Below are 18,845 nucleotides of genomic sequence, written 5' to 3'. Positions count from 1 at the left end.
CCGAGGAGGCGGGTCCCGGACCCTCGCGGACGAGGGCACGGGGGTCGGGCTACGCCTCACCGTCCGGGCGGTGCCGGTGGAGGGCACGAGGGCAGGGCGTGCCGGCGCGGGCGAGCAGGACGCGCATCCGCTCGCCCAGCCGGGGCACGTCGTCCGCGGGGCGATCGAAGAGGAGACGGACGTCCTCGTGGGAGCGGAGCCGTTCGAGGCGGAGGGTCAACGCGTGGCGGTCCACGGCCAGCGGTCGTACCCGGATCGCCCCGTGGAGGCGTCGGGCGTCGACGAGCCGGGTGAGCCGTTCCACGGCGTCGCCGTGGCAGTCGGCGAGGTGGGTCAGGAGACCGGCCTCGGCGGTGGCCAGTGGGTCGGGGGTCGCTCGCGTGAAGGCGTCCGGGTCGACGGGCTCCGTGTCGGACCCCTGCCGCAGGACGACGCGGGTGGGGCGCAGGAGGAGTCCGCCCGCCTCTCCGGCGGACAATCGTCCGGAGAGCCACAGCCGGGCACGGATCCGATCGCGCATCGGGACGGGCGCGGGATCGGCGAACTCCACCACGCAAGGGACGTCTCTCCCGAGCGAGCCGCCTGTCGTCCCCGTCGGCGAGCCGTCGGGCGAGGCGAGGAGGAGCAGCCGCCCGTCCTCGGTGACGGTGTGGGCCCCGGTCAGCTCCTCCCGGCGGCGCCCCTCCGCCGTCACGGCGCAGCTCCAGGCCGTGGCGAGCAGGGAGCGCGCGCGCTCCGCCGCCGTGTTCGCGACCGCCCCGGTCCGACTGTCACCCATCCCGACCTCCTATTAGGTAAGCCTTGCCTAAGTTACCCAAGATCCGGGCGGGCGCCAACCGCGCCACTCCGGCGGCCGCGATCGACACGCCTCATCGTCGCCCCGAATCGGGCCGGCCTCTCCGGTCTCCGAGGGGGATCGGCGAACGAGCGAGGGCGTCGTCCGTCCAGTGCGCGGGACGGGCGAGCGAGTCGGTGGCCGGCAGACGAGTCCGGGAGTCGCCGCGCGCGGCTTCGAGCTGTGGCTGGGTCAGGAAGAAGGCACCCGTCAGGTCCGCTCCGGCGAGACTCGCTCCCCGCAGATCGGCACCGAGCAAGTCGGCCCGACGCAGGTCGGCGTCTGCCAGGTCGGCCGCGACGAGACAGGCCCCGCGCAGGTCGGCGCGGTGGAAGTCGGCGCCGCGGAGCCGGGCGCCGATCGACGAGGTGCCGACCACTCCGGGCCGCCGGCCGCGACCGCCCGACCGGACCAGCTCACTCGCGCGCCGGAGCAGCGCGCCGACCCCCTCACGGTGCGCCGCCACGTCGAGAGCGACCAGGTCGCCGGGGGTGCCCGCGGTCAGTCGCTCGGTTTGTCGCCGCACTCGGGAGAGTTCGGCGCGAAGAGGGCGGGCCGCCGGCAGATCCATCGCCTCCGTCAGGTACCAGAGCATCTCCCGCAACTGCCGGACCACCGTGAACACCTCGAACACGCTCCGGGCACGGGATGGTGGGCCGTCCCGCCAGTCCCGCCCGTCGAATGTCTCGTTCGACACCTGTTGCCCCGCCCCGAAACAGTCGTACACGGCGCATCCGGTGAACCCTCGCCGACGCAGCGACCCGTGGACGCCGCAGCGGTTCTCGGCCGTGAGGTTCGGACAGGGCGTGCCCGCGGCCTTGTCGACGGCAAAATCCGCCGACGCCGCGAAGGGCAACGCGACGCAGCACAGACCGAAGCACCGCGCGCAGTCCCCGCGCAGGGTCGATCGCACCCCGGAACGTCCGTTCGGGTTCTCCGCCGTAGCGGGCTCGGATTCGGGCATGCCGTTCATCATATGAGCCGTCATCCGTCGTCGAGCCACGAAGAGGAGAGGGCTCCGCCCCACCACGAGGTACCCGCGGCCCGCGCGCCCCGACATCACCTCTCGAACACCTCGAAGGCGACGGCCGGACCACCTCCGAACCGCTCCCCCGCGCTACGGGCGCGGTCGCCCAGGAAGGCCCTGACGTAGCTCTCCGGGTCCTCGTCGGTCAGCGCCTCGATATAGGTGCGGTGTTCGAGGAGGGAGCGCACGGCGCGCTCCATGCCGTCGGTCACGTCCACGGCGTGGGTGGGGGCGGCGGAGCCCGCGACGGCCACCCAGCGGACCCCGTCCCAGGGGAGCGCTCCGCGATCGGCGAGCTCCGGGAAGATCCAACGGTTGCCGGCGTCCCCCGCCGCGTCCAGGGTGGCGCGCCCGACCGCCACGTGGTCGGGCGTGTTCCAGGCGACGCCGGACCAGGTGTCACGGTGGTTGAGAGTGATCACCAACTCCGGCCGGTGGCGGCGGATGGCGGCGGCGATGTCCCGGCGCAGCGCGGCACCGTACTCGACGACGCCGTCACGGTGGTCGAGGAACTCCACCACGTCCACCCCGACCGCCGCCGCGCTCGCCCGCTGCTCCCGTTCGCGCAGCGGACCGCATTCCTCCGGTGGCAGCGTGTCGATCCCCGCCTCTCCCCGAGTGGCGATGAGGTACGAGACCTCGCGCCCCTCGTCGGCCCAGACGGCGACCGCCGCCGAGCAGCCGTACTCCAGGTCGTCGGGGTGGGCCACCACCGCCAACGCTCGGTGCCAGTCGGACGGCATGGGCCGCAGTCTCCCGCTGTCGTCATCCGTCAACGCGTCACTCCTTCGTGGATGTCCCGGCCCTCGGGCCGAGAAGAAAAAACGAAGCTCCCGTCGATCGTCCCAGGCGGGTTCGCCGAAGCCGTGGACCGCCCTCCACCTGCCGCGGGCGCCGACCTCCCCCCGTGGCGGAGGGCCGGGGCCAGGGCTCCTCCCGCCGAGGCGGATCGTCGACGGAGCGGGGCCCGGCGGATGGACCCGGGACGTCACACCTCGTCGCGGGCCAGTGCCAGCAGGCGGTCCAGGACGCGCGGCCCTCCGGCACGGATGCCGTCGTGCTCGAACTCGTCGGTGACCCAGGTGCGCAGTCCGCGCACGGCGCGAGCGGTGGCCAGGGCGTGCCCGGTGTCGACGTACATGTCGTCGTGGTAGATCGCCGCCGCCACCGGCACCTCGTTGTCGGCGAGTCGGGCGGCGTCGTAGAGGGGTGGCCAGTCGGTGCGGGCCGCCAGCAGTTCCGCCGTCTCGCGAAGGGGGCGCAGCGCCGGGTCGCAGACGAACATCCACGGATGGACGGACTCTCCGGTGAAGGGCAGGGGGCCGTCCCCCGCCAGAGACTTGGCGGCGTCGAACTCGGGGAACCGCGCGCGGACCCTCTCGGCCGACCAGGCGGTCGGCCGGGCGTCGCCCGCGTAGCACGCCTCGTGGAGCACCGCGTAGAGCGGATGACCCGCGTACGAGAGGAGACCCTGGACCTCTTCCTGGAAGGCGTCGGACAGGCGCGGCCCTCGCGATGTGGGGACGAAGGCGTCCTCCAGGAGGTAGTGCAGCCGGTGGCCGCCGTGCGAGGAGCCGAGCAGGACACCCAGGGACTGGAAGGCCTCGACGGTCAGCAGATAGCCGTTGGGGAGCACCACCTCGCTGGTGAGGAGGTGCTCGGCGACGCGCCGGGCACGCTCCACGTCCTGCGGGTAGCGGTGGTAGTGGGCCGCGACCTTGCGAGCGACGCGCGGGTAGGCGGCCCGGTAGACGTCGTCGGCGTGAGCGTCGAGGGCCGGCAGTCCGCCGGTGATCAGAACGGACGCGAGCCCCTCGGGGGCCGTGCCGAGGTAGGTGACGGCGCAGAAGCCCCCGAAGCTCTGGCCGAGCACCGTCCACGGCGCGCCGCCGGTGACCCGGGGGCGGATGACCTCGCAGTCCCGGACGATGGAGTCGGCACGGAAGTGGGCCAGGTAGTCGGCCTGTTCGGCGGGGCCGCCCCGCAGGGGCAGCGTCTGCCTGTTGGCGGGCGTGGAGGCGCCGGTGCCTCGCTGGTCCAGCAGGAGGACACGGAAGTCCCGCAGGGCGCGGCCCAGCCAGTGGGGTCTTCCGACGAGGCGGTCGGCGCCGAAACCGGGGCCGCCCTGCAGATACACCAACCAGGGTCGATCGTGCCGTGCCCCGTCACGGGCGACGATCTCGCGCCCGTACAGCTCGATGGTCTCCCCGTCGGCGGCGTCGTGGTCGAGCGGCACGGTGAAGCGGCGGTCGGTGAGGACCACGCCGGGCTGACGATAGCTGGGACTCAACGGTGGGCTCCCGGAGGGCGGACGGATGGGACCGAACCCCGGCCGGACCGGGGCGTCTCGGGCCGGGCGCCGGCGTGGCGCACGGCCGGTGGTGCGGAGTGACCGGGGCGGCCGGCGGGGCGCCCCGGCTCGGGGTCAGTCGCCGGCGGCGCACAGGCGCGCGAAGCGGTCGGCGTCCACGTTGCCCCCGGAGAGGACCACGCCCACCCGACCGGCCAACGGCCCCGCCCGGCCGTTGAGGAGCGCGGCGAGAGCGGTGGCCCCACTGGGTTCCAGTACGATCTTGAGGCGCTCGAAGGCGAACCTCATCGTGTCGCGGATCTCGTCGTCGGAGACCAGCACGACCTCGTCGAGGAGCCTGCGGTTGACCGCGAAGGTCAGTTCGCCCGGGGTCGGCAACGCCTGGCCGTCGGCGATGGTGCGCGGAACGGGGACGGTGACGCGACGGCCGGCCAGCAGGGAGCGTCTGGTGTCGTCCCCGGCCTCCGGCTCGACGCCGACCACCCGAACGCGCGGGTGCAGCGCCTTCGCGACGGTGGCGCACCCCGCGATCAGGCCCCCTCCGCCGACGGGTGCGAGCAGGACGTCGAGTTCGCCGGTCTCCTCCAGCAGTTCGAGCGCCACGGTGCCCTGCCCGGCCATCACGTGCGGATGATCGTAGGGCGGGATCACGGTCAGGCCGCGCTCGGCGGCGATGGCCTCGGTGAGCGCGACCCGGTCGCCGGTGTAGCGGTCGTAGGTGACGACCTCGGCGCCGTACCCGGCCGCTGCGGCGCGCTTGGCGCGCGGGGCGTCCTGCGGCATCACGACGACGGCGGCCGTGCCCAACTCGCGTGCGGCGAGGGCGACCGCCTGGGCGTGGTTCCCGGAGGAACAGGCCGCCAGACCCCGGTTCAACTCCCCCGGGGCGAGGCGGGAGGCGGCGTGGAAGGCGCCGCGGAGCTTGAAGGCCCCGGCCCGCTGGAGATTCTCGCACTTGAGGTGGACCTCCGCGCCGGCGAGGGCGTCGAGGGTCCGGGAGCGCTGGACCGGGGTACGGTGCACGACCCCCTCGATGCGGGCCGCCGCCTGCCGGACGGCGTCGATGGAGAGGGGGGCTGCGGTGGGCGGCACGTCGCGGTCCTTCCGATGGCGTCGTCCCGGCCGGTCGCGCCGCCGGGCGACCCCGGATCGATCGGCCCGACGGCGGCACGGGACGCTGGCGAAGCATACGCCGATCGACGTACGTCCGGCCGGGCCGCACCGCACGGCCTCCCGGAATCGGGCATTTCGTCTGCCTAGCATGCAGCCTCAGTCGCTCTGCAGGAGAGGACAGCAGATGTCGCCCACGGGTCGACCCGGCGTGCCGGCGGGCCGCGTCCCATCCCCGAACGACATCGCGCCGCGGACCGTCGCCGAGCGACTTCGACGCCGGCGCTTCCTCACCCTCTCGGCCGCCGCCGCGACGCTCGCCTTCGCCACCGACGTGCCGGCCCTGGGCGTCGCCGCCACCCCGGAGCGTTCCGGCGTCCGTTTCGTCGAGGATCCGTTCACGTTGGGCATCGCCTCCGGCGACCCGCGGCCGGACTCGGTGTTGTTGTGGACGCGGTTGGCTCCCGAGCCGTACGCGGCGGACGGCGGCCTCGGCGCGGAGCGGATCGCGGTCGAGTGGGAGGTGTCCCTGGACGAGCGATTCGCGGCCGTGGTGCGCAGGGGCCGGGTGGACGCCCACCCGGAGTACGCCCACAGCGTCCATGTCGACGTGCGCGGGCTGCTTCCCGCCACCGAGTACCACTACCGCTTCCGGGCGGGGGACTGGATCAGCGGCACGGGCCGCACCCGGACCGCGCCGTGGCCGGGGGCCGGGGTCGCCTCGCTGACCCTTGCCGCCGTGGCCTGCCAGGCCTACCGGGACGGCTGGTACACCGTCCACCACCACCTGGCGCGGGACGACGTCGACCTCGTGTTGCACCTCGGCGACTACCTCTACGAGCACCCGGTCGACCGGTTCGGGGGAGCGCGTCGTCACACGGACCGCGTGCTGCCCGACCTGTTCGCCCGGGAGACGGTGACCCTCACGGACTATCGGACGCGGTACGCGCTGTACAAGAGCGATCCGGATCTCAAGGCCGCGCACGCCGCACACCCCTTCGTGGTGACCTGGGACGACCACGAAACGGACGACAACTACGCGGGGGCGGTCCCGCGCGACGACGTGCCCGCGGAGCGCTTCCTGGCGCGTCGGGCCGCCGCCTACCGCGCCTACTGGGAGCACCAACCGCTTCGTGCCGATCAGTTGCCGCAGGGCGCGGACGCCCGCATGCACCGGAGACTGCACTGGGGGACGCTGGCCCAGCTCGACGTGTTGGACACCCGCCAGTACCGGTCCGACCAGGCCTACGGAGACCGCCCGACGCGACCGGGGCCGGAGTCGGACCACCCGGCCCGTACTCTCCTCGGCCCGGCGCAGGAGCGCTGGTTGATCGACGGCTGGCGGGACTCCGTCGCCAAGTGGAACGTGACGCCACAACAGGTCTGTTTCTCCGCACGCCGGTTCGACCTGGGAGAGGACGCGCGGGTGTCGATGGACGCGTGGGACGGCTACGGGGCGGCGCGAGAGCGGGTGATGGGCGGCGCGGAGGCAGCCGGACTGGAGAACTGGCTGGTCCTCTCGGGCGACGTGCACGTCTCCTACGCCTTCGACATCAAGGACGACTTCGACGATCCCGGCTCTCGCACCGTCGGCACGGAGGTGGTCTGCACCTCGGTCACCAGCGGTGGGGACGGGACCCGTCGACCGGGCAACTGGCACACCCAGCTGGCCGCCAACCCGCATCTGCGCTTCTACGACGGCCGGCGTGGCTACGCCCGAATCGAGCTGGACCACACGGCGGCCCGGATCGACTTTCGGGCCGTCGCCGCCGTGACCCGCCCCGGAGCCCCCCCGGAGTCGGCCGGGACGTTCGTCTCCGAGGTCGGGGCCCCGGGGCTCCAACCGGCCTGACATCCACAGACCCCGGGGTTCCACCCCTGCCCGGCGACCAGCACACCGCCGATCGGCGCCCTCGCTCCGGCGTCGGCCGGCATCCGGCGACCCGCCACCCGACGGGCCGCGCGGGCGAGGCCATGCCTCGCCGAACACCCCCGAACAGAAGGAGACTCACGCATGACCGGCAGACACACCGCGGTCGGGCGCCGTGCCGCCCTGGCGGCGGTCGGCGCCCTCGTCGTGACCACACTCCCCACGGCCGCCTCGGCGGCGGCGCCGCCCGCGCCGGGGCCGCGACCGACGGCCTCACAGACCCTGGGCGCGGACAGTCCACCCGCAGGGTTGCTGACCGCGATGGGCCGGGACCTGGGGCTGACCCCGAACCAGGCGGCCACCCGCTTGCTGAACGAGGCCGAGGCCGGCACTCGGGCCGGCCGGCTGCGCACCGCGCTCGACTCGCACTTCGCGGGCGCCTGGCTGAGCGGCCCGACATCCGCGAGCCTCACCGTGGCCACCACGGACGCCGCCGACGTGCCGACCATCCGGGCCGAGGGCGCGACCGCGGTGGTCGTGGCGACCACGCTCGCGGAGTTGGAGGCGGTGAGGGACCGACTCGACGCCGCCGCGGACTCGGCGGAGGCCATCGACACCCCCCTCTGGTACGTGGACGTGCCCGCGAACCGGGTCGCCGTGCAGGCCACGTCCCGGTCGGCCGCCGAGGCGTTCGTGGAGTCGGCGGGAGTCGCGGCCGAGGAGGTCGCCGTCCAGGTCTCCGAGGAGCGTCCGCGGGTGCTGGCGGACCTCGTGGGCGGCGACCCCTATTACATCGACAACGTCGCCCGCTGCTCCGTCGGCTTCTCCGTGACCCGAAGTTGGCGACAGGGTTTCGCCACCGCGGGCCACTGCGGAGGGGCCGGCGCCCGTACCACCGGATACAACCGGGCGGCCCAGGGAGTCGTCCAGGGGTCGACCTTCCCCGGCAGGGACATGGCCTGGGTCGCCGTCAACGGTGCCTGGCGAGGCACGCCCTACGTGCGGGCACAGAGCGGGCGCCGAGTGCGGGTCGCCGGTTCGGTTCGGGCTCTGATCGGTTCGGCGGTCTGCCGGTCGGGGTCCACCACGGGCTGGCGCTGCGGCATCGTCGAGCGACACAACGTCACCGTCCGCTATCCCCAGGGCAGGGTCTACGGGCTGACCCGGACGACGGTGTGCGCCGAGCCCGGCGACTCGGGCGGCCCCTACGTCTCCGGCGCGCAGGCACAGGGCGTCACCTCGGGTGGATCCGGCAACTGCCGCGTCGGCGGCCGGACCTACTTCCAGCCGATCAACCCGCTGCTCTCCCGGTACGGGCTCACCCTGAGGACGACCTCCTCCCAGGCCGCGCCACTCTTCCCGGCGCCACTCTTCCCGGTCGCCGTCGCCGACGCGTGGACGGCCGGCCTGGTCTACGAGACCGGCGCCACCGTCACCCGGGCGGGCGTCCGGTACACGTGTCTGCAGGATCACCAGGCCCAGTCGGACTGGTCCCCGGAGGACACCCCGGCCCTGTGGCAGCGGCTTTGACCGGCCGCTGACCGGATTCCGGCCCCGACACCGGCCCCCGTTCCCGGTCCCTCGTCCCGCGGGCGGGGAACGGGGGGCGCGCGTCACACCGAGGGAGAGAACAAGGTCACAGCGGCGGCCTCTGCTACTTCCCCGTCGATCTGTCCTAACATCCGGGCATGACGGTCCTGCCCGACGACGGGTTCTCCCTGGCGGCCGACTTCCCCGACGCGACCCATGAGCAGTGGCGACACCTGGTGGCCGGAGTCCTGCGCAGGTCGGGCACGGAAGTCTCCGACTCCGAGGCGGAGGACGCCCTCTCCACCACGCTGGAGGACGGGCTGCGCGCCCGACCTCTCTATACGTCGCGCGACACCGCGCCCGATCCGGGTCTGCCCGGCTCCGCCCCCTTTGTGCGAGGTGCCAGGCCCCAGGGCAACACGCGGGGCGGGTGGGACGTTCGCCAGCGGCACGCCGTCGCCGACCCGGAAGCGGTCGTCACCGACCTGGAACACGGCGTGACCTCGGTGTGGCTGGTCGCCGGCGACGGCGGCGTCCCGGTGGACGCGCTGGGCGGCTCCTTGGAAGGCGTCCTGCTGGATCTGGCGCCGATCGCCCTGGACGCCGGCGCGGAGAGCGCACCGGCGGCGCGGGAGCTGCTGCGACTCTACGCGGAGCGCGGCGTCCCCGCCGCGGCGGCACGTGGGAACCTGGGCGCCGACCCCCTGGGGCATCGGGCCCGCACCGGGGAGAACTGCCCGACGTCGCCGCTGACCGAGCTGGCCCTGTTGTGCGACGACCGGTACCCCGGGATGCGGTCCTTCACGGTGGACGCGCTGCCCTACCACGAGGCGGGCGGTTCGGCGGCCCAGGAGCTGGGGTGTTCCCTGGCGACCGGGGTCGCCTACCTGAGGTCGCTCACCGAGGCCGGGCTGACGGTGGAACGGGCCGCCTCCCAGTTGGAGTTCCGCTACGCCGCCACGGCCGACCAGTTCCTGACGGTGGCCAAGCTCCGCGCCGCCCGCCGGCTGTGGTCCCGCGTCACCGAGGCCTCCGGGGCGGACACACCGGCCGCCCAGCTCCAACACGTGGTGACGTCACCGGTGATGATGACGCGTCGCGACCCGTGGGTGAACATGCTGCGCACCACCGTGGCGACGCTCGGCGCGGGAGTCGGTGGCGCGGACTCGGTCACCGTGCTGCCCTTCGACCACGCGTTGGGCCTGCCGGACGCGTTCGCCCGTCGGATCGCCCGGAACACCTCCGTCGTCCTGGTCGAGGAAGCGCATCTGGCGCGGGTGATCGATCCGGCGGGAGGCTCCTGGTACGTCGAACGGCTCACCGACGAGCTGGCCCGGGCCGCCTGGGCGTTCTTCCAGGAGATCGAGCGGGCCGGCGGTCAGGAGACGGCGCTCGGCTCCGGATTCGTCCGGGAGCGACTGGCCGCCACCTGGGCCGCCCGGAGCGACAGGCTGGCGCGCCGCCGGGAACCGGTCACCGGGGTCAGCGAGTTCCCGTATCTCGACGAGAAGCCGGTGGTCCGCCCACCTTCGCCGCCCGCGCCCTCCGGTGGGCTGCCCCGGGTGCGCCGCGACGAGGCGTTCGAGGCGTTGCGGGCCCGTTCCGACGCGCACCTGGCCGCGACCGGCAGCCGACCGCGGGTCTTCCTGGCCCCGCTGGGCCCCGCCGCCGCGCACACCGCCCGCGTCGCCTTCGCCTCGAACCTGTTCCAGGCGGGCGGGATCGAGCCGGTCACCGAAGGCGCCTTCGAGGAGAGCGGCGCGACCGAGGCCTGTCTCTGCTCAAGTGACGCCCTGTACGCGGAGGAGGCCGAGTCGGCCGCGAGTCGGCTCCGGGAGGCGGGCGCCGGGCACGTCCACCTGGCGGGCCCCCCCGCGCGGTACGCGGGGGTCGACACGTACGTCTTCGCGGGCTGCGACGCCATCGCGGTGCTCTCCGCCGCGCTCGATCGCATGGGAGTGTCCTGATGTCCATCCCCGACTTCTCCGAGGTCGAGCTCGGAACACCGACGACCGAGGCCGATCCCGAGGACCGGCGAGCCGCCCTCGGGAAGACCGCCGACGGCGAGGAACCGACCTGGGAGACCCCCGAAGGCATCCCGGTCAAGGCGCTCTACACGGGGCGGGATCTGGAGGGTCTCGACTTCCTCGACACCTACCCGGGCATCGCCCCGTTCCTGCGGGGCCCCTACCCGACGATGTACGTCAACCAACCGTGGACCATCCGGCAGTACGCGGGCTTCTCCACGGCGGAGGAGTCCAACGCGTTCTACCGGCGGAACCTCGCCGCGGGCCAGAAGGGCCTGTCTGTCGCCTTCGACCTGCCGACGCACCGCGGCTACGACAGCGACCACCCCCGGGTGACCGGGGACGTGGGCATGGCGGGGGTCGCCATCGACTCCCTCCACGACATGCGGCAGCTGTTCGACGGCATCCCCCTGGACCGGATGACCGTGTCGATGACCATGAACGGCGCGGTCCTGCCCGTGCTCGCGCTGTACATCGTGGCCGCCGAGGAACAGGGCGTACCACCGGAGAAGTTGGCGGGGACCATCCAGAACGACATCCTCAAGGAGTTCATGGTCCGCAACACCTACATCTACCCGCCGAAGCCGTCGATGCGGATCATCTCCGACATCTTCTCCTACACCTCCCGGCGGATGCCGCGCTACAACTCCATCTCCATCTCCGGCTACCACATACAGGAGGCCGGGGCCACCGCCGACCTGGAGTTGGCGTACACCCTCGCGGACGGGGTGGAGTACATCCGCGCCGGGCGGGAGGCGGGTCTGGAGGTGGACGCGTTCGCCCCGCGACTGTCGTTCTTCTGGGCCATCGGCATGAACTTCTTCATGGAGGTCGCCAAACTGCGCGCGGCCCGCCTGCTCTGGGCCAAGCTCGTCCGGGACTTCGACCCCCGAAACCCCAAGTCGCTCTCCCTACGCACCCATTCGCAGACCTCCGGTTGGTCGCTGACCGCGCAGGACGTGTTCAACAACGTCACCCGCACCTGCGTGGAGGCCATGGCGGCCACTCAGGGCCACACCCAGTCGCTGCACACCAACGCGCTCGACGAGGCCCTAGCGTTGCCCACCGACTTCTCGGCGCGCGTCGCCCGCAACACCCAGCTCCTGATCCAGCAGGAGTCGGGGACCACTCGGGTGATCGACCCGTGGGGAGGCAGCGCCTACGTCGAACGGCTCACCCACGACCTCGCCCGCCGGGCCTGGCAGCACATCGACGAGGTGGAGCGGGCCGGCGGCATGGCCCAGGCCATCGACGCGGGCATTCCCAAGCTGCGCGTGGAGGAGGCGGCGGCGCGTACACAGGCCCGGATCGACTCCGGACGGCAACCGGTGATCGGGGTGAACAAGTACCGGGTGGCGTCGGACGAGCAGATCGAGGTCCTGAAGGTCGACAACTCCTCCGTTCGCGCGCGGCAGATCGAGAAACTGCGGCGGCTGCGCGCGGAGCGGGACGAGGCGTCCTGCCGGGCCGCCCTTGACGACCTGACCCGGGCGGCCGGCGGGGACGGCAACCTGTTGGAACTGGCGGTGCGCGCGGCCCGGGCCCGGGCGACCGTCGGCGAGATCTCGGAGGCGCTGGAGAAGGTGTACGGGCGGCACGCCGGTCAGATTCGTACGATCTCGGGTGTGTACCGCGATGAGGCAGGCCGATCCCCTTCCGTCGACCGCACTCGGTCCCTGGTGGACTCCTTCGCCGAGGCCGAGGGCCGTCGCCCGCGCATCCTGGTGGCGAAGATGGGCCAGGACGGCCACGACCGGGGCCAGAAGGTCATCGCCACGGCCTTCGCCGACCTCGGTTTCGACGTCGACGTCGGCCCGCTCTTCCAGACGCCCGCCGAGGTCGCCCGCCAGGCGGTCGAGGCCGACGTGCACATCGTCGGGGTCTCCTCGCTGGCCGCCGGTCACCTCACCCTGGTACCGGCGCTGCGCGAGCGACTCGCCGAGGAAGGACGGGAGGACATCATGATCGTCGTCGGAGGGGTGATCCCGCCGCAGGACGTGCCGACACTTCGGGCCATGGGCGCGACGGCCGTCTTCCCACCCGGCACCGTGATCCCGGACGCCGCGTACGACCTGGTGAAACGGCTGGCATCCGGCCTCGGCCACGACGACCTGTGAGGCCCGGGCCGGGATGACGATCGACGCGGACACCTACGTCAGGGGCGTACTCGACGGTCGCCGGGCCGTCATCGCCCGGACCATCACCCTGGTGGAGTCCACCCGCCCCGCGCATCGGGAACTGGCCCAGCGGGTGGTCACCGCGCTGCTCCCGCACAGCGGCCGAGCCCGCCGGATCGGGGTCAGCGGCGTTCCCGGGGTGGGGAAGTCGACCTTCATCGACGCCTTCGGCACCCTGCTCACCGGCCGAGGGCACCGCGTCGCCGTTCTGGCCGTCGACCCTTCCTCCGGCCGGACGGGCGGCTCGATCCTCGGCGACAAGACCCGCATGGAACGCCTGGCGGTCGACCCGGCGGCCTTCGTCCGCCCCTCCCCGTCCGCGGGCACCCTCGGCGGGGTCGCGAAGGCCACGCGCGAGTCGATCGTCGTCATGGAGGCCGCCGGATACGACGTGATCCTGGTGGAGACGGTCGGAGTGGGCCAGTCCGAGACGGCGGTGGCCGACATGGTCGACTCCTTCCTGCTGCTCAGCCTCGCCCGAACCGGTGACCAATTGCAGGGGATCAAGAAGGGGGTCCTGGAACTCGCCGACGTCATCGCGGTCAACAAGGCGGACGGCCCCCACGAGCGGGACGCCCGCGTCGCCGCCCGGGAACTGGCCGGTGCCCTTCGCCTGATGCACGGTCAGGACAGCTTCTGGACACCGCCCGTGCTCAGTTGCAGTGCTCGCGAGTCCACGGGCCTGGACGCCGTGTGGGAGCGACTGGAGCGCCACCGGTCGCTCTTGGAGTCCACCGGACGGCTCGCCGAGCGTCGTCGACGACAGCAGGTCGGCTGGACCTGGTCGATGGTCCGGGACGAGCTGCTGGACCGGCTCCACTCCGACCCCGCCGTACGCGCCGTCGCCCCGGAACTGGAACGCCGGGTACGCGACGGGGAGATGACGGCCACCTCGGCCGCGCGACGCATCCTGGACGCCTTCTCCGACGGGACCACCCGACAGGGGCCCTGACGCCCCCTCGGAAGACCTCCCGCGGCCGGAGCACGTGGACACCGCCGAGCGGGGGGCGCGAAACGGCGTGTCGATTCCGGCCAGTGTGCGGTTCGCCGATCGGCTCACCGCCCCGTGACCCTATCCTTCCTACGTGGCCGCGGAGATGGTCTGCGCAGGTCACAGCGGACTCAGTCACGGTACACGCGGAGGGAACAAAGCAATGGTGTTCAAACGGCTGCTCGGTGCGCTCGGGGTGGGCGGGCCCACGGTGGACACGGTCCTCGACCCCGGCGCCGTACGCCCCGGCGAGGCTCTTTCCGGCCAGGTTCATCTGCGGGGCGGAGAAGCCGACTTCGAAATCGAGCGGATCACTCTGGAGCTGGTCGCCCGGGTCGAGGCCGAGCACGAGGACGGGGAGAGCGAAGGCGTCGTCGTCTTCGAACGTGTCGACGTCGACGGCGGTTTCCGCCTCGCCGCGGGCGAGGAACGCGCCGTGCCGTTCACGCTGCCCCTGCCCTGGGAGACCCCCCTCACGGAGTTGTACGGGCAGCCCCTGGGCATCGCGCTCGGCGTGCGGACGGAACTCGCGGTGGCCGGCGCCAGGGACAAGGGCGACCTCGACCCGCTGGCCGTGGCGGCGCTGCCCGCCCAGGAGGCGGTGTTGGAGGCACTCGGACAGCTCGGGTTCGCCTTCCGCTCCGCGGACCTCGAGTACGGGCACATCGGTGGGACGGGCCAGCGACTTCCGTTCTACCAGGAGATCGAGCTGACTCCGGCCCCGCAGTACGCCGACCGACTCCAACAGCTCGAAGTGACCTTCCTGGCCTCCCCGGAGGGCACCATGGAGGTGGTGCTGGAAGGAGACCGTCGCGGCGGGTTGTTCTCCTCCGGCGGGGACGCGCTGACCAGCTTCACCGTCGGACTGGACGACGTCAGGGACTGGACCGCCGAGGTCGACGGCTGGGTTCGGCTGCTCGCCGAACGCGGTTCCGCCCACGGCCTGGCCCACCACGACTCCCACCACGGGCCGCACCACTCCGGTCCGGGCACGGGAGCCATGGTCGCCGCGGGTGCCGCCGGAATCGCGGCGGGTGTCGTCGGCGGCATGGTCGCGGCGGAGGTCGTCGACGAGATCGGGGACTTCTTCGAAGGCGAGGACGAGGGCGAGGACTGACGACCCCTTCCCCCCGCCCCCCCGCCCCCCCGGGGTCCGAGGTCCGGGGGGGGGGCGTGTGGCCCCCGGCGCCGGGTACTCGGGCGGCGCGGTCGACGCTCACCTGGAGATGAGGCGCATGGTCTCCGTCACGGTACCCGTGGCCTCCCCGATCGGGGAGGCCAGGCTCTCCGCGGACCTCGTCGTCCCCGGCGAGGCACGCGGCGCGGTCCTGTTCGCGCACGGGAGCGGCAGCTCCCGGCTCAGCCCACGCAACCGCGCCGTCGCCGCGGAACTGCAGTGCGCGGGCTTCGCGACGCTTCTGCTGGACCTGCTCACGCCGGGCGAGAGCCGCGAGGACCAGGTCACCGGGCGGCATTCGTTCGACATCGGATTCCTCGCCGCCCGGCTGACCGACGCGGTGGACTGGGTGGCGCGCCGACCGGACTGCTCCCGACTGCCCTTCGGCCTGTTCGGGGCCAGTACGGGCGCCGCGGCGGCGCTGATCACCGCCGCCGACCGGGCGGCACGGGTCTCGGCGGTGGTCGCCAGGGGAGGTCGGCCCGACCTGGCGGGCGACGCGCTCGCCGGGGTAAGGGCGCCCGTGCTGCTGGTCGTCGGTGGGCGGGACGAGGCCGTTCTGGAGCTGAACCGGCAGGCGGCGGAGCGGTTGTCCGCGCCGCATCGGATCGAGGTCGTCCCCGGTGCCGGCCACCTGTTCACCGAGCCGGGAGCGCTGGAGCGGGTCGCGGAGGCGGCCGTCGCGTGGTTCCGTCGCCACACCGACCGCAGGACACCACGCCACGCGGATCTGGGCCGCGCGGAGGAGGAGAGCCCGGATTGAGGCCTTCGGCACCTGTGCGCGCGCCCGGGTCGGCCGTTCCCCGGAGCGGGTGTGCGGCGGACCATGGCGCGGTCCGCCGCACACGCGGATCAGGCGGCCTTCGCCTCCGGCCCGCCGTCCGCCTCGGTCAGCCACTGGGCGAGCGAGGCACGGGCACGCGCGACACGTGAGCGGACCGTGCCGACCGGGCAGTCGCTGACCGCCGCGGCCTCGGCATAGGGAAGACCCACCAACTGGGTGAGGACGAACGCCTCCCGGCGGTCGGCGGGCAGGGTGTCGAGGAGTTCGGCGAGCGCGACACCGTCGTCGAACCCGGGCAGACCGCGAGGCTGCCGACGCTCCGCCGCGGCCTCCCAGTCCTCGACGTCCGACAGCCGAGGGCGGCAGGAACCGTGTCGGATGCTGTCGATCACCGCGCGGCGCGCGATGGCCAGCAACCACGTGCGGGCCGAGGAGCGCCCCTCGAAGCGATGCAGGCTGCCCAGGGCACGCAGAAAGGTGTCCTGGGCCAGGTCGTCGGCGCTCTGGGGGTCGGCCCCCAGGAACGTCACGTAGTGGCGGACGTCCCGGTGCAGGGCGCGTACGAACGCCTCGACCGCCTCGGCGTCGCCCCCCCGGGCCGCCAGGGCGAGCGCCGTGATCGATTCCTCTCTCGCACGCCCACGCTCCGTGGAACGGGGTCGCTCGGTCGCTCGACGCTCCCTCGGCTGCGCGCGTTCGGGCAGCGGTACAGCAGTGATCACCTGTGTGTCCTTCTCGGGTGTACGGGACCGGCGCCCGCCGGGCCGGGGCGTGCGTGCACGCACGCCCCAGGGCGACATCGCGGGGCACGGGGGTGCCGGTGTGGGGTGCCGGCCGGGCACGTGGAGGCACGACCGGGTGCCCGAGGGCTCGGCGTTCTTCGGCCGACGCGCTCGGGGAACCGTCTGTCGTCAGGCGACAGCCGGCCCCCGGGGCGGTCCCCGAGAAGTGATCGCGTGTGCGAGGAGCAGCCGGCACAGCGCGCCTGCGGGGCGGCTCCGGCCAGGGCGGGGACGCGGACGAAGAGGGGGCGCCGGCGACCGCAGCAGGGGGCGCAGCGGTGCGAAGAGCCAGCCGGCCAGCGCGCGCAGGATGCGGAAGGCGGCGCGTTCGCCGCGAGCCAGCCACAGGCCGCTCAGCAGCGCGGCGAGCAGGTGAGCGGCGAGCATGCCGGTCGGCGACATGCCGCCCATCCCGTGGTCGAGATGCGCCGTCGCGACCGTGCCTGGCAGGTGGTCCGTCGCGGCGGCCATCGCGTGCGCGGCGTGCGCGGCGTGGGCGGCATGGGAGGCGACGGCGTCGTGGCCCGACATGCCCGCCGCCTCTGCCGTGGAGGCCCCCCCGGACGGGGCACCCGGTGCCGGCAGGCACAGGACGTGCTCCAGCCACCGGCGGAACAACGAACCCTCCCCGCCCTCTCCGGCACCGCTCGCCACTTGGGCGAGGGAGAAATGGGCGTGCAGGGCCCCCTGCGCTCCCAGTGCGGCGGAGCCGACCGCGAGCGTGCCCCGCTCACGTCGGGCGAGCCACCAGGCACCCCCGGCCGTGGCCGCGGCGCCCCCGGCCATCGCCCACCACGGGACGGAGGTGCCCGACATCAGGACGTGCCCGGTGGCGGCGAGCAGCACGCAGACCGCCGCGAACACCGCGGCACGTACCGTGCGAGAACACCACCCAGCAGTCATGGCCGCCTCATCCTCGCATCGTGTCGGGGGCCGACGGGTCACGGGTCACGGGTCACGGGTCACGGGTCACGGGTCACGGGTCACGGGTCACGGGTCACGGGTCACGGGTCACGGGTGGGTACGGGTGTCGTGCCGAGGGGCGACTCAACCCACCACACGTGATACAGCCCACATTCACGTCGGGGAAACCCGGGGAGTCGCGATCCGACCACTTTCGGTCCGTCTCGCCCGGGACCCGACCGAGACGGACCACCCGAAGGGCACCGACGCCCCTCGGCACGGCAACGACGATGCCCGGGCCGTGGCCCGCCCGGCGGCGTCGCGGACCCGTACCGGGGCCCCGGCACCCCGATCGACGGGGCCGCCGAGGCCGGGCCGGCGGCCCCGGGACTCAGCCCGAGGCGGGGCCGGCCGGCGTGAGGAGGACGAAGTCGGCCCCCCAGGGGTCGAGGCACACGGCCATCCGTCCCACGCCCCCCGCCTCCTGGGGGCCCATCTGCACGGTCCCTCCGTTCGCGACGACCGCGGCGACCGCGGCGTCGCAGTCCTCGTGGGAGAAGACCGGGTGCCAGTAGGGTCGGCCGCCCGACAGCGTCAGGTACTGGGGCGGCAACAGAATGAATCCGCCCTGCGTGCGTTCGCGCGACAGGCCGGCGGGGGTGACGAGGATGTAGTTTCCCTGTCCGCCGGGCAACGGCATGTCGCCGTACTGCCAGTCGAAGACGGCCCGATAGAAGTCCTTCGACGCCTCGACGTCCGGGGTGTAGAGCTCCGTCCAGCCCAGCGAACCCGGCTTGTCGACCAGCTCGAATCCGGCGCCGGTGCCCGGCTGCCACACGGCGAACCGGCCGCCCGAGGGGTCGGTGTACTGTGCCATCCTGCCCCACTCGCCCAGGTCCCTGGGGGCGACCCGCACCGTGCCCCCCGCGCGTTCGACGTCGCGCGTGGTCGCGTCGGCGTCACGGACGGAGTAGTAGAGCATCCAGGTCGGGCGCTCTCCCTCCTCGGAGTGCGTGCCGAGCCCGCCGACGAGTCTGCCGTCCTTGCGGAACATGCCGCCCTCCGGCCGATCCTCCTCCCCCATCGACTCGAACTCCCACCCGAACACGGCACGGTAGAACGACGCGGCTGCCGGTACGTCGGGGGTGCCGAGGTCGATCCAGCAGACGGCGCCGGGGGTGAAGTCGGTGGTGATCACGGCTGTCCCTTCTCGGGTGGCTGTGCGGCCCAGCCTGCCGGAACGCCTACGGCCCCGCCCGTCGGCCGAGCCGTCCGGGGCACGCCCCGCCTCCGCGGCGGGTCGGCGCCGGCCGTGACCGGG

General features: G+C 73.4%; 15 protein-coding genes. 7 read left to right on the top strand and 8 right to left on the bottom strand.

The features are described 5' to 3' along the window. Positions 1-49: 49 nt before the first annotated feature. The 5 genes from JEK78_RS21430 to JEK78_RS21410 all read right to left on the bottom strand — a co-directional run bounded on the left by JEK78_RS21430 (position 50) and on the right by JEK78_RS21410 (position 5,265). Positions 50-778, bottom strand: coding sequence for a DUF2470 domain-containing protein (locus JEK78_RS21430; RefSeq protein WP_200261805.1), 729 nt, complete (start codon positions 776-778; stop codon positions 50-52). A gap of 91 nt (positions 779-869) precedes the next feature. After that, on the bottom strand, positions 870-1,799 hold the full coding sequence (locus tag JEK78_RS21425) for a pentapeptide repeat-containing protein (RefSeq protein WP_242483164.1): 930 nt from the start codon (positions 1,797-1,799) through the stop codon (positions 870-872). Positions 1,800-1,894: 95 nt separating this feature from the next. Further along, entirely contained in the window at positions 1,895-2,605 is a 711-nt protein-coding gene (locus JEK78_RS21420; RefSeq protein WP_200264290.1) for a PIG-L deacetylase family protein, read from the bottom strand. Between the two features lie 245 nt (positions 2,606-2,850). Further along, entirely contained in the window at positions 2,851-4,152 is a 1,302-nt protein-coding gene (locus JEK78_RS21415) for an alpha/beta fold hydrolase (protein ID WP_200261804.1), read from the bottom strand. A gap of 135 nt (positions 4,153-4,287) precedes the next feature. Continuing rightward, positions 4,288-5,265 (bottom strand): threonine/serine dehydratase, encoded by a 978-nt coding sequence (locus tag JEK78_RS21410; RefSeq protein ID WP_200261803.1) that lies wholly within the window; start codon positions 5,263-5,265, stop codon positions 4,288-4,290. 205 nt (positions 5,266-5,470) lie between these two features. Here JEK78_RS21410 and JEK78_RS21405 point away from each other — a divergent pair, with 205 nt between their 5' ends. The 7 genes from JEK78_RS21405 (at position 5,471) to JEK78_RS21375 (ending at position 15,818) form a co-directional block, all read left to right on the top strand. Then, positions 5,471-7,135 carry an alkaline phosphatase D family protein gene (locus JEK78_RS21405; RefSeq protein ID WP_200261802.1) on the top strand — a complete coding sequence of 555 codons (1,665 nt, stop codon included), beginning with the start codon at positions 5,471-5,473 and terminating at the stop codon, positions 7,133-7,135. Positions 7,136-7,297: 162 nt separating this feature from the next. Further along, positions 7,298-8,683 carry a carbohydrate-binding protein gene (locus JEK78_RS21400; protein ID WP_200261801.1) on the top strand — a complete coding sequence of 462 codons (1,386 nt, stop codon included), beginning with the start codon at positions 7,298-7,300 and terminating at the stop codon, positions 8,681-8,683. Positions 8,684-8,841: 158 nt separating this feature from the next. Then, positions 8,842-10,650 carry a methylmalonyl-CoA mutase family protein gene (locus JEK78_RS21395; RefSeq protein ID WP_200261800.1) on the top strand — a complete coding sequence of 603 codons (1,809 nt, stop codon included), beginning with the start codon at positions 8,842-8,844 and terminating at the stop codon, positions 10,648-10,650. After that, positions 10,650-12,827 carry a methylmalonyl-CoA mutase gene (gene scpA, locus JEK78_RS21390; RefSeq protein ID WP_200261799.1) on the top strand — a complete coding sequence of 726 codons (2,178 nt, stop codon included), beginning with the start codon at positions 10,650-10,652 and terminating at the stop codon, positions 12,825-12,827. Before JEK78_RS21395 ends, scpA begins: the two co-directional genes overlap by 1 nt. 13 nt (positions 12,828-12,840) lie before the next feature. After that, positions 12,841-13,839, top strand: coding sequence for a methylmalonyl Co-A mutase-associated GTPase MeaB (gene meaB, locus JEK78_RS21385; protein ID WP_200261798.1), 999 nt, complete (start codon positions 12,841-12,843; stop codon positions 13,837-13,839). Positions 13,840-14,041: 202 nt separating this feature from the next. Beyond that, positions 14,042-14,995 (top strand): sporulation protein, encoded by a 954-nt coding sequence (locus JEK78_RS21380; protein WP_200261797.1) that lies wholly within the window; start codon positions 14,042-14,044, stop codon positions 14,993-14,995. Positions 14,996-15,113: 118 nt separating this feature from the next. Then, positions 15,114-15,818, top strand: a complete 705-nt coding sequence (locus tag JEK78_RS21375) for an alpha/beta family hydrolase (RefSeq protein ID WP_200261796.1) — start codon at positions 15,114-15,116, stop codon at positions 15,816-15,818. A gap of 89 nt (positions 15,819-15,907) precedes the next feature. Here JEK78_RS21375 and JEK78_RS21370 read toward each other — a convergent pair whose 3' ends face one another. The 3 genes from JEK78_RS21370 to JEK78_RS21360 form a co-directional block, all read right to left on the bottom strand. Then, on the bottom strand, positions 15,908-16,459 hold the full coding sequence (locus tag JEK78_RS21370) for a sigma-70 family RNA polymerase sigma factor (RefSeq protein WP_242483439.1): 552 nt from the start codon (positions 16,457-16,459) through the stop codon (positions 15,908-15,910). A 291-nt stretch (positions 16,460-16,750) separates the two neighbouring features. Beyond that, positions 16,751-17,524 (bottom strand): hypothetical protein, encoded by a 774-nt coding sequence (locus tag JEK78_RS21365; RefSeq protein ID WP_200261794.1) that lies wholly within the window; start codon positions 17,522-17,524, stop codon positions 16,751-16,753. Between the two features lie 391 nt (positions 17,525-17,915). Continuing rightward, complete coding sequence (locus JEK78_RS21360; protein ID WP_200261793.1) at positions 17,916-18,722, bottom strand: VOC family protein; 807 nt, start codon at positions 18,720-18,722, stop codon at positions 17,916-17,918. Positions 18,723-18,845: the final 123 nt, after the last annotated feature.

The sequence above is a fragment of the Streptomyces sp. HSG2 genome (assembly GCF_016598575.1).
Lineage (GTDB): Bacteria > Actinomycetota > Actinomycetes > Streptomycetales > Streptomycetaceae > Streptomyces.
The sequence above is the reverse complement of the archived record's forward strand: the minus strand, read 5'-3'. Positions and strand labels throughout refer to the sequence as shown.